This is a genomic window from Methylobacterium sp. J-030 (assembly GCF_022829545.1).
In the GTDB taxonomy this organism is placed as follows: Bacteria; Pseudomonadota; Alphaproteobacteria; order Rhizobiales; family Beijerinckiaceae; genus Methylobacterium.
Window position 1 is genome coordinate 53,796 of sequence record NZ_JAKSYM010000343.1, and the last position, 17,670, is coordinate 71,465.

Consider the following 17,670-nt stretch of genomic DNA (forward strand, 5'->3'; position numbering starts at 1 on the left):
CGGCCCACGCTTGACGGGCTTCGGCGCAGCTGGGACACGGCCGCCGCCTCCCCGGACATCGGCCCGCACGATGCTGCTTAACCGCCTGTTTCCCGTCTGCGCCGTCCTGGCTGCGGCCACGGCCTATGTCGCGCCGGACGCGTTCCTCCCGATACTCCCGCACGTCGCCGTCCTGCTGGCCGTGATCATGTTCGCCCTCGGCGTGACGCTGCGGCCCGCGGATTTTGGGCGGATCCTGGCCCGCCCCGCGCCGGTCGCGGCCGGCGTGGTCGTCCATTACCTCGTGATGCCCGCCGCCGCCTGGGCCATCGCCCACGCCCTCGGCATGGGCACGGACCTCACGACCGGCATGGTTCTAGTCGGCAGCGTCGCCAGCGGCACGAGTTCCACCCTGATGGTCTACATCGCCGGCGGCGATGTCGCCCTGTCGGTCACGGTCGCGGTGGCCTCGACGCTGGTCGGCCTCGTGGCGACGCCCCTTCTGGTGCGCCTCTACGTCGACGCCGCCGTGCCGGTGGACGTGGCGGGGCTCCTGGCCAGCCTCGCGCAGATCGTGGCCGCGCCGGTGGCCCTGGGACTGGCGCTCAACCAGCTCGCACCGCGCCTCGTCGGACGCGTCGAGCGCGCGTTGCCCGCCATCTCAATGGCCGCCATCCTGCTGATCATCGGCGCCGTCGTGGCCGGCAGCCGGGGAAGCATCGCCGCGGTCGGGCCCCTCGTGCTGCTGGCGGTGGTGCTCCACAACGGAGCCGGTCTGGTCTGCGGCTACTGGAGCGGGCGCCTGCTCGGCTTCGATGAGGGCACCTGCCGCACCCTGGCGCTGGAGGTCGGCATGCAGAATTCCGGCCTCGCGGCGGCCCTCGGCAAGCTCTATTTCTCGCCGCTCGCCGCCCTGCCGGGGGCGGTCTTCTCCGTGTGGCACAACCTGTCGGGCTCGGTGCTGGCCAGCTACTGGTCGAGCCGCGGTCTGGCCGGGGCTGGCCCTGAACGGCCTTGATCCGGTACACGTCACGCTTGGCTTGGGCCTGAGCGAACGGTCCGGACCTTGCGCGGCGCGTCCGCGCGGCGATCCCGGCCACAGAGCGAGAGACAATCCCATGTGCGGCATCGTCGGCATCGTCGGGCGCGACGCGGTGGCGGGAGAGGTGATCGAGGCGCTGCGGCGGCTCGAATACCGCGGGTACGATTCCGCCGGCATCGCCACCTTGGAGCACGGGCGGCTGGAGCGGCGCCGGGCGTCGGGCAAGCTCGTCAATCTGGAAGCGCGGCTCGCGAAGGAGCCGCTCACCGGCACGATCGGCATCGGCCACACCCGCTGGGCGACCCACGGCCGGCCCAACGAGACCAACGCCCATCCGCACGCCACGAAGCGACTGGCGGTCGTGCACAACGGCATCATCGAGAACTTTCGCGAGCTGAAGCAGGAGCTGGAGGCCGACGGCGTCGTCTTCGAGACCGAGACCGACACCGAAGTCATCGCCCAGCTGGTGAGCCGCAACATGGACCGGCAGATGGCCCCCGTGGAGGCGGTGGCCGCCGCCCTGCCGCGGCTGCGCGGCGCCTTCGCGCTGGGCTTCCTGTTCGCCGGTGAGGAGAACCTGCTGATCGGCGCCCGGCACGGCGCCCCGCTCGCGGTCGGGTTCGGCGAGGGCGAGACCTATCTCGGCTCGGACGCCCTGGCGCTCGCCCCCTTCACCGACGCACTCACCTACCTCGACGAAGGCGACTGGGCGATCCTGACCCGCGACGGCGCCGAGATTCGCGACGCGTCGGGCGCCACCGTCGAGCGCCCGCGCCAAAAGATCGCCACGCAGGCCTACCGGATCGACAAGGGCGAGTACCGCCACTTCATGGCAAAGGAGATCCACGAGCAGCCGGAGGTCGTCGGCCGCACGCTCGCCCATTATGTTGACCTGGCGCAGGGCCGGGTGATGCTGCCCGAGGCGCTGCCCTTCGATTTCGCCAAGCTCAGCCGCATCACCATCACCGCCTGCGGCACGGCCTATTACGCGGGCCTCGTCGCCCGGTACTGGTTCGAGCAGGTGGCGCGCCTGCCGGTCGAGATCGATGTCGCCTCCGAGGCGCGTTACCGCGAGGCGCCGCTCGAGCGAGACGGGCTGACGCTGGTCATCTCGCAATCGGGCGAGACCGCCGACACCCTGGCCTCGCTGCGCTACGCGAAATCGCAGGGCCAGCACACGCTGAGCGTGGTCAACGTGCCGACCTCGACCATCGCGCGGGAATCCTCCGTGGTGATGCCGACACTGGCCGGCCCGGAGATCGGCGTGGCATCGACCAAGGCGTTCTCCTGCCAGCTCACCGTGCTGCTGTGCCTCGCCATCGCGGCTGGCCGGGCGCGGGGCACCCTCGACGCGGCGGGCGAGCGGCGTCTCGTCGACGCGCTGATCAAGGCGCCGGGCCTGATGGCCGAGGCGCTGACCCAGGAGAGCGCGATCGAGGGCCTCGCCCGTGAGGTCGCGAAGGCGCGGGACGTGCTCTATCTCGGGCGCGGCACCAGCTACCCGATGGCGCTGGAGGGCGCGCTGAAGCTCAAGGAGATCAGCTACATCCACGCCGAGGGCTACGCGGCGGGCGAGCTGAAGCACGGGCCGATCGCCCTGATCGACGAGAGCGTCCCGGTGATCGTGATCGCGCCCCACGACGCGGTGTTCGAGAAGACGGTCTCGAACATGCAGGAGGTGGCAGCCCGCGGCGGGCGGATCGTCCTGATCGGCGACGCCAAGGGCGCGGCCGAGCACGGGCTCGAGACGCTCGCGACCTTCACCATGCCGGCGCTCGACGCCACCGTGGCGCCGATCGTCTATGCGGTGCCGATCCAGCTGCTGGCCTATCACACGGCGGTGTTCATGGGGAAAGACGTCGACCAGCCGCGGAATCTCGCAAAATCGGTGACGGTGGAGTAGGCGCGGCCGATCGCATCCGCGTGTGTCTGGATACGGCGCCGTCTTTGCGAGCGGAGCGAAGCAATCCGGTCGGCGCGAGGTTCACGGATTACACGCGCGCCTGGCTTGCTTCGCTGGGCGCGCGAAGACGGTTCGCGCAATTCAGTTGATTCCGGAACGAGGCTCCGCATGACCGCACGTCAGACCGACGCACTCCGCTGGCTCGATGGGCAGGAGGGCGCGATGCTGGCGCTCCTCGAAGAGCTCGTGAACATCGATTCGGGCTCCTACGACAAGCCGGGCGTGGACGCGGTCGGCACCCGCATCGCGGCGTTCCTGGCCGGCGAGGGCATCCCCGTCGCCACGATCCCGGTAGAGGGCTACGGCGATGCTCTGAAGGCCGAGGTCGCGGGCTCCGGCGGCGGCAACCGGCCGGTGGTGCTGATGGGTCACCGCGACACGGTCTTCCCGAAGGGCGTGGTGGCGCGCCGCCCGTTCCACGTGGCCGACGGCCGCGCCTACGGCCCCGGCGTCGCCGACATGAAGGCCGGGCTCGTGATGAACGCCTTCGTGCTGGCGGCCTATCACCGGGCCGGCGGGGCGACGGTGCCGCTGGTCGGCCTGTTCACCAGCGACGAGGAGATCGGCTCGCCGGCCTGCCGGCCGATCATCGAGGAGACCGCACGCGGCGCCCGCGCGGTGCTGAATTCCGAGCCGGGCCGGCCGACCGGCAACGTCGTCACCGGCCGCAAGGGCGGCGTGTTCATGCAGCTCGACGTGCTGGGCAAGGCGGCCCATTCCGGCGGCAATTACGCGGATGGCCGCAGCGCCATCCTCGAACTGGCCCACAAGACCGTGGCGTTCCACGCGATCACGGATCTAGACCGCGGCATCACGGTGAATGTCGGGCTCGTCTCCGGCGGCCAGTCGGTCAACACCGTGGCGCCCCGGGCCATCTGCGAGATCGACCTGCGCTACGTCACCCCGGCCGACCGCGCGGAGGCCATGGACCGGATCGCCGCCATCGTGGCGGCCGCCACGGTCCCGGGCACCACTGCGCACCTGGCCATCAAGGGCGAGTTCCTGCCACTGGTGCAGGACGAAGGCGCCCGGGCCCTGTTCGAGACTTACGCTCAGGTGAGCGCGGGGCTGGGCCGGCCGGTCGAGGGCGAGTTCGCGGGCGGCTGCGCCGATTCCGGCTTCACCGCCAGCGTCGGCTGCCCGACCCTCTGCGCCGTCGGGCCGGTCGGCGGCAAGGCCCACTCGCCTGAGGAGTACCTGGAGGTGGGAAGCCTCGTGCCCCGGGCGCGGGCGATGGCGCAGACCATCGCCGCGCTGACGATCGGCTAAGCCCGCAAAGCCTCCACGAGGCGCAACAGGAACCCGTCGACGGCGCCCTTGTCGATCCAGCGCAGCACCGCGACGAGGTCGCGGTCCGGATCGCACCAGATCACGTTGTTGCCGGCGCCGAGCGCGCTGAACGATGCGGCGGAGAGGAGCGGCTTGGCGGCCGGCCCCCGGTTCAGCCACCAGAGATAGCCATAGCTCGCGAGCGTCGGCGATGGGGTCAGCATGGCGCGGATCCAGCGCTCCGACAGCAGTCGTCGCCCGTCCCAGGCGCCGCCGCGGGCGATAAGCAGCCCGAAGCGGGCATGGTCGTCGGCGCCGATGAACAGGCCGCCGCCCCAATGGCCGCCGCCCGGAACCGACTGGATCCGTCGCCCGTCGATCTCGACCCAGGCGTTGTCGTAACCGTGCCACGCCCAGTCCCGGGAGGCGCCGATCGGATCCAAGATCCGCTCGCGCAGCACCTCCGGCAAAGCACGGCCGAAGCGGCGCATCAGGCAGTAGGACAGCAGGTTCACCCGCACGTCGTTGTACTCGTAGTGGGTGCCCGGCGGCTTCAGCGCCCGCTTCTCGCCCTTACGGCTGTTGTCCGCCCCCGGGCCGATCTGCCGGAAATGGTCGACCTGATCGGATTTCTCGAAGAGCGTCCCCTGCCACTCGCTCGATTGCTGAAGCAGGTGCCGCCACGTGATCGCGCCGTTGTGCGGGCCGTCGAGGAGCGGATCCGGCACGCTGTCGCGCACCGGCGCGTCCACGTCGGGGATCAGCCCGTCATCGTGGGCAAGGCCCGCCAGGACAGCGAGGTAGCTCTTGGCGATCGAGAAGGTCATGTCGGGTCGAGCCGTATCGCCCCAGGCGGCGACCCGGCGGCCGCCCTTCAGGATCACGCCGGCCGGGCCACCCCGCTCCCGCACCGGCCCCGCGATGGCGCTCCACGGCCCGGTCTCGTTCCACTCGACGATCCCGACATAGCGGCCATCCGGATAGTACAGGCTGCGCGGCCACGCGCTCTCGTGCGCCGCGGCATAGGCGACCGCCTCCGCGAGGCGCCCGGGATCGAAGCCGGCTGCGGCGGGATCGCCCTGTTCCCACGTCTCCCCCGGCCAAGACGGCGCCAGTCTCTGCTCCACGCCTCACCTCCACCATCCAGGCGCGGACCGCTACCGCACTTGCGGAGCCGGTCACGCGAGTGCCCCTCGGCCGATCGGCGCGGGACGGCCTCCGGACTTGGGCGTCCCACGGCGCCGACCGAAAGGAAAGCCCGCCGCGAGCTGCGAATGCGGCAGCAACGGGTCGCCTGCCGGCGGAGCGGTTGGCCGATCGGGCTCGACCCACCCCATGACTGGAATCGTCGGACACCTGAAGTGACATGATCGTGGCGGTAAATATCGCGATACTTCGTATTCGTTTCCTTACAAAGTCAATTTTATAGTTGTACTCGAATTATTACAACCAAATAACTTTTGAAACGAGTCGCCACCAGAATGATCGTTCGTTTACGCAATGACAATTATATTTTATCACACTCCGTTACATGGTCACGATATGTCAGATTTGTCGCGCTAGAATCGTCTCGTTCGGATCATCCGATCAATGCACCCCTGATCTTCAAGATGTCATGCTTCGTTTCAGCATTCGCTCCAGTCGTGTGCGGGTATGACGGCGGCAGCGGGCTGAAAATCTCCGATGTTTATTGAACGAATACGATCCCAAGTTGGGCTCGGCCTACTCGGAAGCACCGTCGCCCTGGTTACGCCCCTGGCGCTGGTGGCGATGCCCCGCTCCGAAACCGTGGCCCTCGTCGGCCGCGCGGGATCCGATACCGGAGAGCTGGTCCGCATGGTCGCGGAGGCGGGGGGCTCGATCCTGAACCGGGGTGGGCGGCCGAACGTGTTGATCGCCCGCTCCGACAGCGCCGGCTTCGTCGGCCGCCTCTATGAGGCGGGGGCGCGGCTCGTCCTCGACGGCGGCGTCGCCGGCGGCTGCGGCCGTGCCGACCAAGCCCGTACGCCCCCCCGCAATACGCAACCCGCCTCCGGAAACTCGGACCGATGAACCACCTCGACGCTCTGCGGCTGAAGTTCGGCCGCTCCCTCATCGCGATCCTGTGGGCGCACGGGCTGGTCATCGCGGGCGCCGAGTCCGCGCTGACAGGCGGCCTGCCGACGCCGGGCCCGGTCGTGGCCGCAGCGATCCTGGCCGGGACGGCGACCCTGCTCTGGTGGCAGGATCCGATCGGCGCGGCCACGCGCATCGTCAGCGGGGTCGCACTGATCGGCATGGCGGCGATCTTCCTGATCGTCTTCGCCGGGCATCCCTGGCAGATCGATCTGCACATGTACTTCTTCGCCTGCCTCGCCGTGCTGGTCGGTTGGTGCGACTGGCGCGTGATCCTGGCGGCCACGGCCGCCACCGCGGTCCATCACCTCGCCCTCGATCTGGCGATGCCGGCGTTGATCTTCCCGCACGCCGCCGGCGACCTCGGCCGCGTCGTGCTGCATGCGGTGATCGTCGTGGTGGAGGCCGCCGTGCTGATCTGGGTCTGCCGGACCACGGTCAACTCCTTCCGGGCCCTGGGCGAATCGGAGATGGAGGCCCAGGCGCAGCTGGCCCGGGCTAGCGTTCTGGAGCGGGAAGCCGGGGCGGCCCAGGCCGCGCTGGAGGCGGCGCGGCGCAACGCGACCGAACAGCTCGCCCGGACCTTCGAGACGACCGTCGGCGGCATTCTGGACCACGTCTCCAGCGCGGCGACGAGCCTGCGCAGCGCGGCCGCCGACATGTCGGAAACGGCGACCGATTCGGCGCGCCGGTCGTCGGACGTGGCCGCCTCGGCCGGGGACGCGGCGCGCGCGGCCGAGAGCGCAGCCGCGGCGACCGCGCAGCTCGGGGCGTCGCTCGGCGAGATCGAGCGGCAGGTGAGCGGCTCTGCCGACCTCGCCAGCCGGACCGCCGCGGAAGCGGCCGACGCGGTGCCGCTCGTTCAGGAGCTGAGCGCGGCCGCGGAGCGGATCGGCGACGTGGTGGCGCTGATCTCGACGGTAGCGGCCCAGACCAACCTGCTCGCCCTCAACGCCACGATCGAGGCCGCCCGGGCCGGCGAGGCCGGGCGCGGCTTCGCCGTCGTGGCGGCAGAGGTAAAGGAACTCGCCGGCCAGACCGCGAAGGCGACCGAGGACATCGCCACGCAGGTCGGGCGGATCCAGTCCTCGACGCAGCGGGCCGTCGTCGCGGTGAACGGGATCACGGTCCACATCCGCGACATGAACGCCCTGGCCACGCAGATCACCGCCTCCGTGCGCGACCAGGGCGCCGCCGCCGAGCGCATCGTCCGCACCGTCGCGGAGGCGGCAGCCGGCACCGGCGCCGTGAGCTCGACCGTGTCGACCGTGGCCGGCGCCGTCGAGGCGACCGGGGCGACCGCCAGCAGCCTCCTGGCGTCTGCCTCGGAGCTCTCGGTTGAGTTCGACACGCTCGGTCAGGAGGTCGGCCGCTTCCTCGCCTCGGTCCGCGCCGCCTGAGGCGGCGGTCCGCCCGGCTCGCGGGAGGACGTCCGCCCATCCTGGCACGCCCGATCGGGCATGCATGTCGAGCCCGGAATGGGTGCCCCGAACGACGCGGTCGCGTGCGGCCAATCGCGATTGCGCCGGACGCAGGACGCCACTCGCGATGTCGTCGATATTCGACCGGATCTATAGATAAAATATTATATTCCTTAACATTTGAATATGAAAATCGGCATACCGATCAGTTTTTCTACCTAAATAATTTGCTTATCCATATCTTCTTGCAAGTTAACGCGAATCACCTAAGATAAAGTTGTGCGATATCCTGGAATGTCGCAGGACACATCTTGGTTTTTTATCGAATCATTCATGCGAAATACAACTTCTGCACGAGATTATTCTTATGGATGAACCGGTTTAAGCACGGATCAAGATCAGCGTAGGCGTTGTGAACCGAGCGGAGTTGGCCGATGACCGATCCCGGTGCCAGACGGCGCGAAGCGACGGTGCCGGTTCCGGCCGGCATCGACGGACCGGCGATCATCGCCAACAGGGATCCAGGGCCGACCCGGCATCACCTCACCGATCCGACGAAACCGGGCGGGCGGGACGTCTAGATCCTTGTGATGCGCGATCCCGCCCCGAACCGGTGTCCCGCTCGGCCGAGCACGGTCCCGGACAACGTCCCGAAAGAGCCTCCCCGATTCTGGGAGCGACGATGGGTTGAGCCGCGCGTCAACGGAATACGGTGCGCCGGCCCTGTCCGCCGCCAACACCTGATGTCGCCACGTCGCGAAAGTCTTGCCTCCCCCATCCGTCAATATTGAGGTACACGATGTCACTCAGTCGACTTTTATTTTTTTCAATTTTTACCCTCACGTTGATTGTGTTTGGTCTGGGATCAACGATCACCGTCGATGAAGTGTCGACCATCGAGGCGGTGAAGCGGACAGCCCTGCGGCTCAATGTTGCGAAATCGATGTCGAATATCCCCGCGACGCTCAACATCGAGCGCGGGCAATTGGTCATGGTGATCAACAGCGCCCCCACCGGCGATATACCGGACAACGCGGAGCACACGGCATTGCGCAGGGCGACCGACGCGGCGCTGGCCGCAGCCCGATCGTCGATCGAGGCTCTGGCAGCGACGGAGCCGACCGCGCAGCCGCTGATTGAACAGATCGCACGGCTGACGAAACTCTGGACGGACACGCGCGTGTCCGCCGCGGACCAGATCCGCCGCGCGCCCCCGGAGGCTCGGGCCGGTTTCATCGAAACCGTTATGAATCGCAGTTACGAGATCAACAATGATGCCCTGATGACGATGCACGATCAGACGCGTCTGGTCGCGGCCGTCGACGGCAACGCCTTCCGGTATGCCAATTTCGCGAGCATCGTGCTGGCCCTGCGCGACGCGGGCGGGCGGGAAGCGGGCATGCTGATGAACCTGATCATGAGTGCCAAGCCCGCCTCGAAGGCCGATCGGGAAACCATCATCAGGCTCGGAGGACAGGTCGCCGAAGCTTGGTCCCGCCTCGGTCCGCTGGCCGATCAGGAATCGACACCCGCGAAGCTCAGGGACGCGGTGCTGGCGGTCAAGCAGTCTTATATCGGCGAATTCAGCACCTTGAATCAGGCTGTCCTCAAAGCTTCGGAAACCGGAACTTATCCGTTAAGCCACGAAGAATTCAGATCAAAGACGGTGCCGATCTGGAAACCGGTGATCGCACTGCGCGATGCCGCTTTTGCCGAGGGCGATGCGTCGATCCAGAGCAAGCTGGCCGACGCGAAAGGGCGTCTCTATCTCGCTGTCGCCGCCATGCTGGGTTCGCTGGCGGTCGGCATCGGGATCCTGATCCTGGTCGACCGCCGCGTCTCACGGCCGATCCGCCTGATGACGGACAGCATGTCCTCCATTGCAGCCGGCAACCTCGGTCAGACCGTCCCCGGCATCGGCCGCACCGATGAGATCGGCGGTATGGCGGCGGCCGTCGAAGTCTTTGGAACCGGTTTGACGCGCACGCGCGAACTCGAGGCCGAGAGCCAGCGCAACCGCATGGAGGCCGACAGCCGCCGCAAGGCGATGCTCGAAGCCTTGAGTCACGACTTCCAGGCGAGCGTCGGCAAGGTGGTCGAGATCGTGGCCGGCTCGGCGAGCGCGCTGGAATCCAGCGCGGGTCGGATGAATGCGGCGGTGACCGGCTCGATCGCCAGCGCGAGCGCCGTGGCGGCGGCGGCCGAACAGGCCTCCGCCAATGTGTCGACCGTAGCAGGCGCGGCCGAGGGCCTGGGGTCGTGGGTGGAAGAGATCGGGCGACAGCTCGCGGAGTCCCGGGCCATGTCGTCCGCCGCCTCGGAAGAGGCCGACGCCACCACCGCGATCGTGCAGGATCTCGCCGTCAGCGCCGAGAAGGTCAGCGCGGTGGTCGCGCTGATCTCCGCTATCGCCAGCCAGACCAATCTGCTGGCGCTCAACGCGACCATCGAGGCGGCCCGGGCAGGCGAGGCGGGGCGCGGCTTCGCGGTGGTGGCCGCGGAAGTCAAGGTTCTCGCCACTCAGACCTCCGTGGCGACGAACGACATCTCGGCGCAGATCGATGCGATCCAGGCGTCGACGACCCGGGCCGTCGGTGCCATCCGGTCGATCGCCGAACGGGTTCAGCATATGAACGCAATGGCATCGACCATCGTCGGCGCCGTCGGCCGGCAGAGTGCGGCGACGAACGACATCATCCGCAACATCGCGGAGGCGTCCGGCGGCACGAACGAGGTCACCGCCAACATCGCTACCGTGGCGCGATCGCTCAAGCAGTCGGGAACGGCCGCCGAGGAAGTGCTCGCCTCCTCGTCACAACTCACCACCGAGGCGAACCAGCTCTCCCGGCAGGTCGCCGACTTCCTGAGTCAGGTGCGCGCCGCCTGAGACGACCACGATCGCCGACGATCAGGCCTTGTCGGTGAAGCGCACGGCGGCGCCCGCATGGCCGGCGACCAGGCGCGCGCCGCGTTCCCGCCCGAGCACCATGCAGGCGGTGGACAGACCGTCGGCGAGGAGGCCGGTCGGCGCCGTGACGGTGACGGAGGAGAGGGCGCCTGGGGAGTAGCCGGTTGCGGGATCGAAGATGTGGTGGTCGGCCCGGTCGTCCGAGAAGCGCATGTTGTAGTCGCCCGATGTCGCCGCAAAGCCCGTGAACGGGGCGATCACCGCGGCGAGCGTGGCGGGATCGCGCGGATCGGCGAGACCGAGGCGCCAGGGCGACCCGTCGGGATGCGCCCCGGAGGCGCCGAACTCGCCGGTATCCACGAAGGCGTCTTCGATGCCGTGACCCCGGAACGCCGCCATGACGCGGTCGGCGGCGTAGCCCTGGATCACGGCATTGAGGGTCAGGGCGGTACCGGGCTCCAAGGTGATGCGGTCCGGTTCGAGCCGCACGCGGCGCCAGCCGATCCGTCCCAGGACGGCGTGGAGCACCCCGGCCGCCGGCCGCGCCCCCCGGGCCGCCGCTGCGGCCCAGACCGGCCAGAGCGGCTGTACCGTCGGATCGAACGCCCCCCCGGTCTCGGCCGCCAGCGCCAGGGCGAAGCGCAGCAGCACCACGAGGTGCGGGTCGGGCGCGTCGAGCGCGCCGTCGCGGTTGAGGCGCGACAGGGCGCTGTCGGGGCGGAATAGGCTCGCGGCCACCTCGACGGCGCGCATCGCCGCGAACCCGTCGGTCAGCGCGGCTTCGAGCCGAGCGGCATCCCCACCCGCGGCCGTCAGCGCCACGGTGGTGCCGAAGGCGAGACCGGCCCGGGTGCGCAGCGTCAGCCCAGCCGACGCGGCGGCGGCCCGGAACGCCGCGAGGCCGCCGAGCCCGGCCGCGGCGGCGAGCCCGGCGGCACCCACGAGGATGCGGCGGCGGGCGGGGCGTGGGTGACCGCCGCCGCTCATGCGGCCCCGACCGGATGCGGCGCCGACCGGCGCCCGCGCTTGTGCGCCAAGACTTGCGGGACGCACTGCCCCGGATCGTGAATGATCGTCACGCAATCCATGCACTGGAAGCACTCGGGATAGTCGATCCGGCCGCTCGGCGCGATGGCGCCGTAGCGGCAGCGGACCTTGCAGAGCTGGCAGGGTGTGCCGCACTCGGCCCGGCGCGGGATCCAGTCGAGGATCCGCACCCGGCCGAGCAGGGCGAGGCTGGCGCCGAGCGGGCAGAGATAGCGGCAGAAGCCCTTGTAGACGACAAGGTTGAGCACCAGCAGCCCAGTCGCGTAGGCGACGAACGGCCAGGACCGCACGAAGTACAGGGTGACGGCGGTCTTGAAGGGCTCGATCTCGCTGAAGCTGTCGGCCAGCGGAGACCCGGCGGCCGCGGCCAGCAGGATGCCGGCGAGGACACCATACTTCGCCTGCCGCAGCACCCGGTCGAGCCCGGGCGGGACCGCGACCTGCCGGATCCGCAGCGGTCGCGCGACCAGCGCCACGAATTCCTGAAGCGCCCCGAAGGGGCAGAGCCAGCCGCAGAAGGTGCCCCGCCCCCAGACGACGAGGGCGGCGAGCGCGAACGCCCAGAGCACCAGCGAAGGCGGATCGTAGAGCAGGAAGGCGAGGTCGTGGGTCGTGGCGGCGGCGCGCACGAGGCCGACCAGGGTGACGATCGAGAGCTGCGCCTGTGCGAACCAGCCGATGAAGCCGAGCGTCAGCGTCAGGAAGCCGAGTCGGAAGGCCGCGAAGCGAGGCCCATCGGCCACCAGCCCGCGCTGACGCGCCAACACGGGCACCAGCACCGCCAGCGCGAGCCCGATCAGCCCGAGTTCCGGCGCCCGGGCGCGCCAGGGGTCGGTCCAGCTCGGCCCCGCATCCGGCTTGATCCGGGTGAACAGGTCGGCGGGCAGGGCGGTCTCGACCGGAAACGTGCGAGCGATCTTCTCCGACAGGATCTGGCCGCGCTCGCGCACGATCGTTTCCGTCAAGGTCCAGGGGGCGGAGGGGTCGAAGCCCGCGGCCTGATCGATCCGGAGGATCGTCCAGTTGCCGGGCGGCAGGCCCTCGGCGAGGCCGGCGTCGCGGCGCTCCACCGCCATGTCCCGCGCCGTCACGATCAGCCCACCCTGGCTGACCGCCAGCCTGTCGGGCACGGCCCCCAGGACGAATCGCTCGCCGATGGGATTCGCGGGTGCATCCTCCGGGCCGGCGCTCAGGACCATCACGGCGTGGTTGCCGGGGCCGAGTTCCCGCATCAGCGCGTCGAACCGGGCCTCGCCCAGGAGGTTGCGGCCGATCGACGGGGCGTCGAGATAGGCGACGTACAGGTCGGTGAGGACGGTATCGGGCGGCCCGTCTACCCGATCCTCGACGCCGGTCCCCTTGAAGGCCGTGGCCGCGGTCGCGCCCGTCACGGTGAGCCGCCTGACCCAGCCGCGGGCCAGCAGGTCCGGGAGGCTGAGCCTTTCATAGAGATCGGGCTTGGCCTCGACCTTCAGGCCGACATTGGTCGCCCCGAAGCCGAGCTTGCCCCGGGCCACGGTCAGGGCCGAGGCCAGGATCGACTGATTGATCACCCGGGTCGATGCGGTGGCCATCGATATGCCGTCGACCGTGGTCTGGGGTGCCGCACCGCCCGCCCGGGCATTCGGCCGACCGACCCGGATCGCCTGCCGCGCCGAGAGGCCGGCATATTGCTCGACGAAGGCGATGAGCGGCTCCGGCCCGAGCCCTTCGAGGAAGACCGGCTCGTGCTGGCTGATGACCTTGACGTCCCGGAAGGTGCCGTCCGGCGCCAGCGCCACCAGCAGGTCCGGCGGCGTGCCGCCGAAGCCGGGGATCGGGGCGAGATCGACCGATTCGAAGGCGTAGGCGAACACCTCGTAGGACCCCGCCTGCTGCTTCAGGATCGGCCAGACCGGAAGTGTATCGTCCTTCTCGCCGACCACGAGGGGCGGGGGGAAGTGTTTCTCGAGGCCCGCGCGGCCGAGCTGGCCGGCTTGGGCGGGGAGGGTGTGGAACAGAATTGCGAGCAGGAGCGTGAGGTACAGGGGAAGGCTTGAGCCGGCGCGGCCGTTTTTGCGCGACGCGTTCTCTCTCTCCCCGCAGAGGGGGGAGGGTGGCTCCGTGGCAGCGTCCCGCGTTCCAGAAAACCTCACGGCGCCGCACCGGCAGCGCGGCCGTCGGGGGTCTTGGCGTCCGGCGTCGGCCGGGCCGCGGCGCCCCACGGGAAGCGGCCGACCTTCACGGTGCGGATCGGCCTGAACGTCTCCGCGTCGATCACCGTCACGTCGCCCGAGACGCCGTTGGTGGTGAAGAGCCGCGTGCCCGCGCTGTTGAGCGCGAGCTGCCAGACCCGCCGCCCGACCAGGATGTAGCTCTCGACCCTGTAGGTCGCGGTGTCCACGACCGCCACGCGGTCGGACGGGCCCAGGGCCACGAAGGCGTGGCGCCCGTCCTTCGCGAGCTGGATCCCCACCGGCTGGATCCGGTCCGAGGCGATCCCCTTCACGGCAAATCCGACCGTCTCGATGACTTTCCGGCTCGCCACGTCGATCACCGAGACGGTGCCGCCGATCTCCGAGGAGGCCCAGAGCCGGGTCCCGTCCGCCGTGAAGGCCGCGAAGCGCGGGCGTTGTCCGACCGGCGTGGCATCCACCGCCTGAAGCGTCTTCGTGTCGATCCAGTGGACCATGTTGGTGGTCTCCGAGGTCGTCACGGCGAGGCGGCCGTCCGGGCTCACCGCCACGCCCTCGGGCTCGATGCCGACATCGATCTGCGCCAGGACCTTGCGGGATTGAGCGTCGACCACCGTGGTGGTGGCGTTCTCCTCGTTGGCGATGAACAGCGTGCGGCCGTCAGGCGCCAGCGCGAACTGCTCCGGATCCTCGCCGGAGGGCAGGTCATGCCGGACCTGGCCGGTATCCGGGTCGATCACCTGCACGGCATCGGAATCGCTTGCGCAGACGTAGAGGGACTGGCCGTCCTTCGCGAAGGCCACGCCCCGGGGCCGCCGGCCCACCGGGAAGGTGCGCAGCACCTCCAAGCTGTCGCCGTCGATCACCGTGATCGTGTTGTCGCGTTCGTTGGTGACGAAGATCTCTTCGGACTTCGCCGGGGTGGCGACGGCGAGCAGGACGACGGCGAGGGGGGCGAAGCGGGTCATCCTGCGCGTCCGGTGAATGCGCGGCAGACGCTCTCGGGCTCGTCGAGGCCGAGGGTATCGAGTTCCGTGCGGTGGTGGAGGAAACCCTCGATCGGCGCCGTGGCGATCACGGCCCCCGGCCAAAGCAGGAAGATCGGCTGGCGCAACTGGCCATTCCAGGCGCGGAAGCTCAGCGCCCGCCCCTTGAAGCCGCCGACCTCGAAAGCCGGCGCGGTCAGCGCGGCGCGGACCGCGCCGGGATCGGTGCTGCGCGCCTTGACGGACGCCTCGCCGACCGTGTGGACCGCCATCCAGCCCGCCCAGTCGATCGGCCGCATCGCCCGGCCCGCGAGCTTGCGGAAGCGGCCCTGGAGCTGCACCGCCGCCCAGGCCTCGACCGACCGTCCCCAGGCGGCGGGCGACAGGCCCTACGTACCCACGAGCGGGCGCGGGGCGGCGGTGTTGTAGTTCAAGCTCGTGCCGAACGCGCCCGCCTCGTCGGCGACCGCGACCACATCGTGCTCCGGGCCGCGGGTCGGCAGGGCGAACTCGCGCAAAGCCGTGTCGCGGACATCGCCACCCTTGGGATCATAGCGCGATTCGGCGACGACCCGCGCGCCGAACTTCTTCGCGCTGCGCCGAAGGGCCTCGGCGTAGAGGGCGTCTCCGGATTCCGGCCCCGCCACCAGCAGGATCCGCGACCAGCGCTTGAACGCCAGGAACTGGACCAGCGCGTCGGCCAGCATGGCGCGCGAAGGCAGGACGTGGAGCAAATTTTTTCGGCAATCCGCATCGCGCAGGCGCGTGTCGGGCGCGCCGATGTTGAGGAGCACGCTGCCCCGCGCCTCGGGAAGATCGGCGATGGCGAGCACATCGTCGGCCGGGGCGTTGAGCACCACGAAGCGCGGGTCCGCGATCTCCCGGAACGCCGCGCGGATATCCGCCCCGGGCTGGACGACCTTCGCGTCCAGAGTGAACGACAGCCCCAGGAAGTGGCCCGTCGCAATCGAGTCCTTCAGGCCGAGTTCGGCGCCCCGCGCGCCCTCGTCGTCGGGGATCGGATCCTCGTTGTTCAACGGCACCGGGCGCTCGATCCGCCGCTCCAGATACTGGATCGGCAGCGGCGCTCCTGCTGCCTCAGCCGTGCGGCACGAGGCCAGGAGCAACAGGGCGGCCGGGATCACGCCCGCGCCGGGACGTCGCATCACCCTGTCCGTCGGCCGCGCCCCGAAGCGCACCATCCCCGTCCGTCTCCTCCGACCCGGTCACGTTGTTGGAGAGTCTTAGGAGCGGAGAGCAGCCTGCGGATATTGGACCAAGGTGCACCCGTCAGTCTTTGTGCAACGCAACACAAGTCATCCACTGACGAAATCCGGGTGATCCGTACCAAAGCAGAATGGGTCTGATCCCCGGTACTTGCTAACCGTGATCCAACGACGATGGGAGGCGGGAGATGGGCGCAACGAAGACCGCGGCGGCCGGCGGATTGATGGTCTTGGGTCTCGTCCTGGCAGCCGGCGGCGCCCTGGGGCACGGCGACGTGCAGCCTCAGCCGGTCAAGACCGACGGCCTGAAACCGCTCGGCGCCGAATGGCTCGCCGAGAACCCCTACAAGGGCGATCCCCACGCGATCTCGCTCGGCGCCTCCGGCTTCAATCAGAACTGCGCCCGCTGCCACGGCCTGGAGATGATCTCCGGCGGCCTCGCCCCGGACCTGCGCTACCTGCCGCAGGGCAAGGAGGGCGACGAATACTTCGTCGAGCGCATGAAGCACGGCGCCGTCATCAACGGCGTGACCAAGATGCCGGTCTTCGACGGGCTGATCTCCCAGGAGGGCCTGTGGGCGATCCGCAGCTACATCGAGTCGAAGCATGAGGAGTAGCCGCACGCTCGCCTGGGGCCTCCTGCTGGCGCTCGGTTTCCAGCCGGCGGTCGTCGCGCGGCCGCTCGATCAGGTCGTGGCCGACGGCACCCTGCGCGTCGCGGTCTACGGCGACAACGCGCCGTTCTCCGAAGACGTGAAGGGCAAAGCCCGGGGCATCGACGCCGACCTCGCGCAGGCCATCGCGGACGCGCTCAAGGTCAAGCTCGACCTGCGCGTGGTCGATGCCGGCGAGAACGTCGACGGGGATCTGCGCCTCAACCTGTGGAAAGGGGACCTCGCCGGCTCGCCGCTGGCCGACCTGATGCTGCACGTGCCGACCGACCGGCAGCTCGCGCTTCGCAACGATCAAACGTTCTTCACCGCCCCGTACTTCGAGCAGGAGATCGCCTTCGCGTACCGCAAGGGTGATCTGGAAGGCTTCGACACGCTCGACGACATCGGCGACAAGACCGTGGCGCTTGAAGGGACGAGCGCCGCCGACCTGATGCTGCTCACCGCCCAGGGGGGCCGGTTTCGCGGGAATCTGAAGCACTACAAGAGCTTCGAGGAGGCCGCGAAGGCCTATCTGGCGGGTGAGGCGCCGATCCTGGCCGGCACCCGCGCGGCGATCGAGGCCGCCCTGTTCGCCGCCAAGGCGCCCAAGGACGACAACCCGATCGCGACGGTGCCGTCCTCCGGGCTGGTTAAGACGCGATGGGAGATCGGCGGGGCGGTGAAGACCGACTCGCGCGACCTCGCCTACGCGGTGGCGGATGCGGTGACAGCCCTGAACACGGACGGCCGGCTGAAGGCGATCTGCGCGAGCTACGGCGTCAGCTACACGCCGCCGAAGGGGTATTGACGGACGGGCGACGCGCGTCTCCCTCCCCCTCTGCGGGGGAGGGAGACGCGTGCCACATCCGGATTGCTGTTTAGTCTAT

Annotated in this window: 13 protein-coding genes and 1 pseudogene; 8 read left to right on the forward strand and 6 right to left on the reverse strand. The window is 69.4% G+C overall.

Annotated elements, in window-relative coordinates; translation table 11 throughout:
* Positions 1 to 70 precede the first annotated feature (70 nt).
* The 3 genes from MKK75_RS26900 (at position 71) to MKK75_RS26910 (ending at position 4,253) form a co-directional block, all read left to right on the forward strand.
* Positions 71 to 997, forward strand: a complete 927-nt coding sequence (locus tag MKK75_RS26900) for a bile acid:sodium symporter family protein (RefSeq protein WP_244045544.1) — start codon at positions 71 to 73, stop codon at positions 995 to 997.
* Between the two features lie 100 nt (positions 998 to 1,097).
* Entirely contained in the window at positions 1,098 to 2,924 is a 1,827-nt protein-coding gene (glmS, locus tag MKK75_RS26905; RefSeq protein ID WP_244045545.1) for a glutamine--fructose-6-phosphate transaminase (isomerizing), read from the forward strand.
* Between the two features lie 168 nt (positions 2,925 to 3,092).
* Positions 3,093 to 4,253 (forward strand): M20 family metallopeptidase, encoded by a 1,161-nt coding sequence (locus tag MKK75_RS26910; protein WP_244045546.1) that lies wholly within the window; start codon positions 3,093 to 3,095, stop codon positions 4,251 to 4,253.
* On the opposite strand, the gene MKK75_RS26915 is transcribed toward MKK75_RS26910, so the two are convergent.
* Positions 4,250 to 5,380, reverse strand: a complete 1,131-nt coding sequence (locus MKK75_RS26915; RefSeq protein ID WP_244045547.1) for a serine hydrolase domain-containing protein — start codon at positions 5,378 to 5,380, stop codon at positions 4,250 to 4,252. The genes MKK75_RS26910 and MKK75_RS26915 overlap by 4 nt on opposite strands.
* Before the next feature lie 556 nt (positions 5,381 to 5,936).
* On the opposite strand from MKK75_RS26915, the gene MKK75_RS26920 reads away from it, so the two are divergent.
* Both MKK75_RS26920 and MKK75_RS26925 read left to right on the forward strand, forming a co-directional pair.
* Positions 5,937 to 6,305, forward strand: a complete 369-nt coding sequence (locus MKK75_RS26920) for a hypothetical protein (RefSeq protein ID WP_244045548.1) — start codon at positions 5,937 to 5,939, stop codon at positions 6,303 to 6,305.
* A complete protein-coding gene (locus tag MKK75_RS26925; protein ID WP_244045549.1) occupies positions 6,302 to 7,768 on the forward strand; it encodes a methyl-accepting chemotaxis protein in 1,467 nt (488 codons plus the stop codon). Before MKK75_RS26920 ends, MKK75_RS26925 begins: the two co-directional genes overlap by 4 nt.
* A gap of 352 nt (positions 7,769 to 8,120) precedes the next feature.
* Here MKK75_RS26925 and MKK75_RS26930 read toward each other — a convergent pair whose 3' ends face one another.
* The gene (locus MKK75_RS26930) at positions 8,121 to 8,303 is read right to left on the reverse strand and encodes a hypothetical protein (RefSeq protein WP_244045550.1); all 183 of its coding nucleotides are present in this window, start codon (positions 8,301 to 8,303) and stop codon (positions 8,121 to 8,123) included.
* A 285-nt stretch (positions 8,304 to 8,588) separates the two neighbouring features.
* On the opposite strand from MKK75_RS26930, the gene MKK75_RS26935 reads away from it, so the two are divergent.
* Positions 8,589 to 10,676 (forward strand): methyl-accepting chemotaxis protein, encoded by a 2,088-nt coding sequence (locus tag MKK75_RS26935; protein ID WP_244045551.1) that lies wholly within the window; start codon positions 8,589 to 8,591, stop codon positions 10,674 to 10,676.
* Positions 10,677 to 10,697: 21 nt separating this feature from the next.
* On the opposite strand, the gene MKK75_RS26940 is transcribed toward MKK75_RS26935, so the two are convergent.
* From MKK75_RS26940 to MKK75_RS26955, 4 genes and pseudogenes are all read right to left on the reverse strand, one after another.
* Entirely contained in the window at positions 10,698 to 11,684 is a 987-nt protein-coding gene (locus MKK75_RS26940) for an FAD:protein FMN transferase (protein ID WP_244045552.1), read from the reverse strand.
* Positions 11,681 to 13,771 (reverse strand): 4Fe-4S binding protein, encoded by a 2,091-nt coding sequence (locus MKK75_RS26945; RefSeq protein ID WP_244045575.1) that lies wholly within the window; start codon positions 13,769 to 13,771, stop codon positions 11,681 to 11,683. The genes MKK75_RS26940 and MKK75_RS26945 overlap by 4 nt, the downstream gene beginning before the upstream one ends.
* Positions 13,772 to 13,875: 104 nt before the next feature.
* Complete coding sequence (locus MKK75_RS26950) at positions 13,876 to 14,886, reverse strand: PQQ-dependent catabolism-associated beta-propeller protein (RefSeq protein ID WP_244045553.1); 1,011 nt, start codon at positions 14,884 to 14,886, stop codon at positions 13,876 to 13,878.
* A pseudogene (locus MKK75_RS26955) lies at positions 14,883 to 16,106 on the reverse strand (ABC transporter substrate-binding protein). Before MKK75_RS26955 ends, MKK75_RS26950 begins: the two are co-directional and overlap by 4 nt.
* Positions 16,107 to 16,318: 212 nt before the next feature.
* Between MKK75_RS26955 and pedF the strand changes: the two are divergent.
* Together pedF and MKK75_RS26965 are read left to right on the forward strand one after the other, a co-directional pair.
* Entirely contained in the window at positions 16,319 to 16,747 is a 429-nt protein-coding gene (gene pedF, locus MKK75_RS26960; protein WP_244045554.1) for a cytochrome c-550 PedF, read from the forward strand.
* Positions 16,737 to 17,591 carry a substrate-binding periplasmic protein gene (locus MKK75_RS26965; protein WP_244045555.1) on the forward strand — a complete coding sequence of 285 codons (855 nt, stop codon included), beginning with the start codon at positions 16,737 to 16,739 and terminating at the stop codon, positions 17,589 to 17,591. The genes pedF and MKK75_RS26965 overlap by 11 nt, the downstream gene beginning before the upstream one ends.
* Positions 17,592 to 17,670 lie beyond the last annotated feature (79 nt).

Bases quoted from the DNA above. Each gene is read 5' to 3' on its own strand.
- MKK75_RS26935 (WP_244045551.1), top strand. From the start codon at position 8,589: ATGTCACTCAGTCGACTTTTATTTTTTTCAATTTTTACCCTCACGTTG.
- MKK75_RS26925 (WP_244045549.1), top strand. From the start codon at position 6,302: ATGAACCACCTCGACGCTCTGCGGCTGAAGTTCGGCCGCTCCCTCATC.
- MKK75_RS26950 (WP_244045553.1), bottom strand. From the start codon at position 14,886: ATGACCCGCTTCGCCCCCCTCGCCGTCGTCCTGCTCGCCGTCGCCACC.
- MKK75_RS26965 (WP_244045555.1), top strand. From the start codon at position 16,737: ATGAGGAGTAGCCGCACGCTCGCCTGGGGCCTCCTGCTGGCGCTCGGT.
- MKK75_RS26910 (WP_244045546.1), top strand. From the start codon at position 3,093: ATGACCGCACGTCAGACCGACGCACTCCGCTGGCTCGATGGGCAGGAG.
- MKK75_RS26900 (WP_244045544.1), top strand. From the start codon at position 71: ATGCTGCTTAACCGCCTGTTTCCCGTCTGCGCCGTCCTGGCTGCGGCC.
- MKK75_RS26940 (WP_244045552.1), bottom strand. From the start codon at position 11,684: ATGAGCGGCGGCGGTCACCCACGCCCCGCCCGCCGCCGCATCCTCGTG.
- pedF (WP_244045554.1), top strand. From the start codon at position 16,319: ATGGGCGCAACGAAGACCGCGGCGGCCGGCGGATTGATGGTCTTGGGT.
- glmS (WP_244045545.1), top strand. From the start codon at position 1,098: ATGTGCGGCATCGTCGGCATCGTCGGGCGCGACGCGGTGGCGGGAGAG.
- MKK75_RS26920 (WP_244045548.1), top strand. From the start codon at position 5,937: ATGTTTATTGAACGAATACGATCCCAAGTTGGGCTCGGCCTACTCGGA.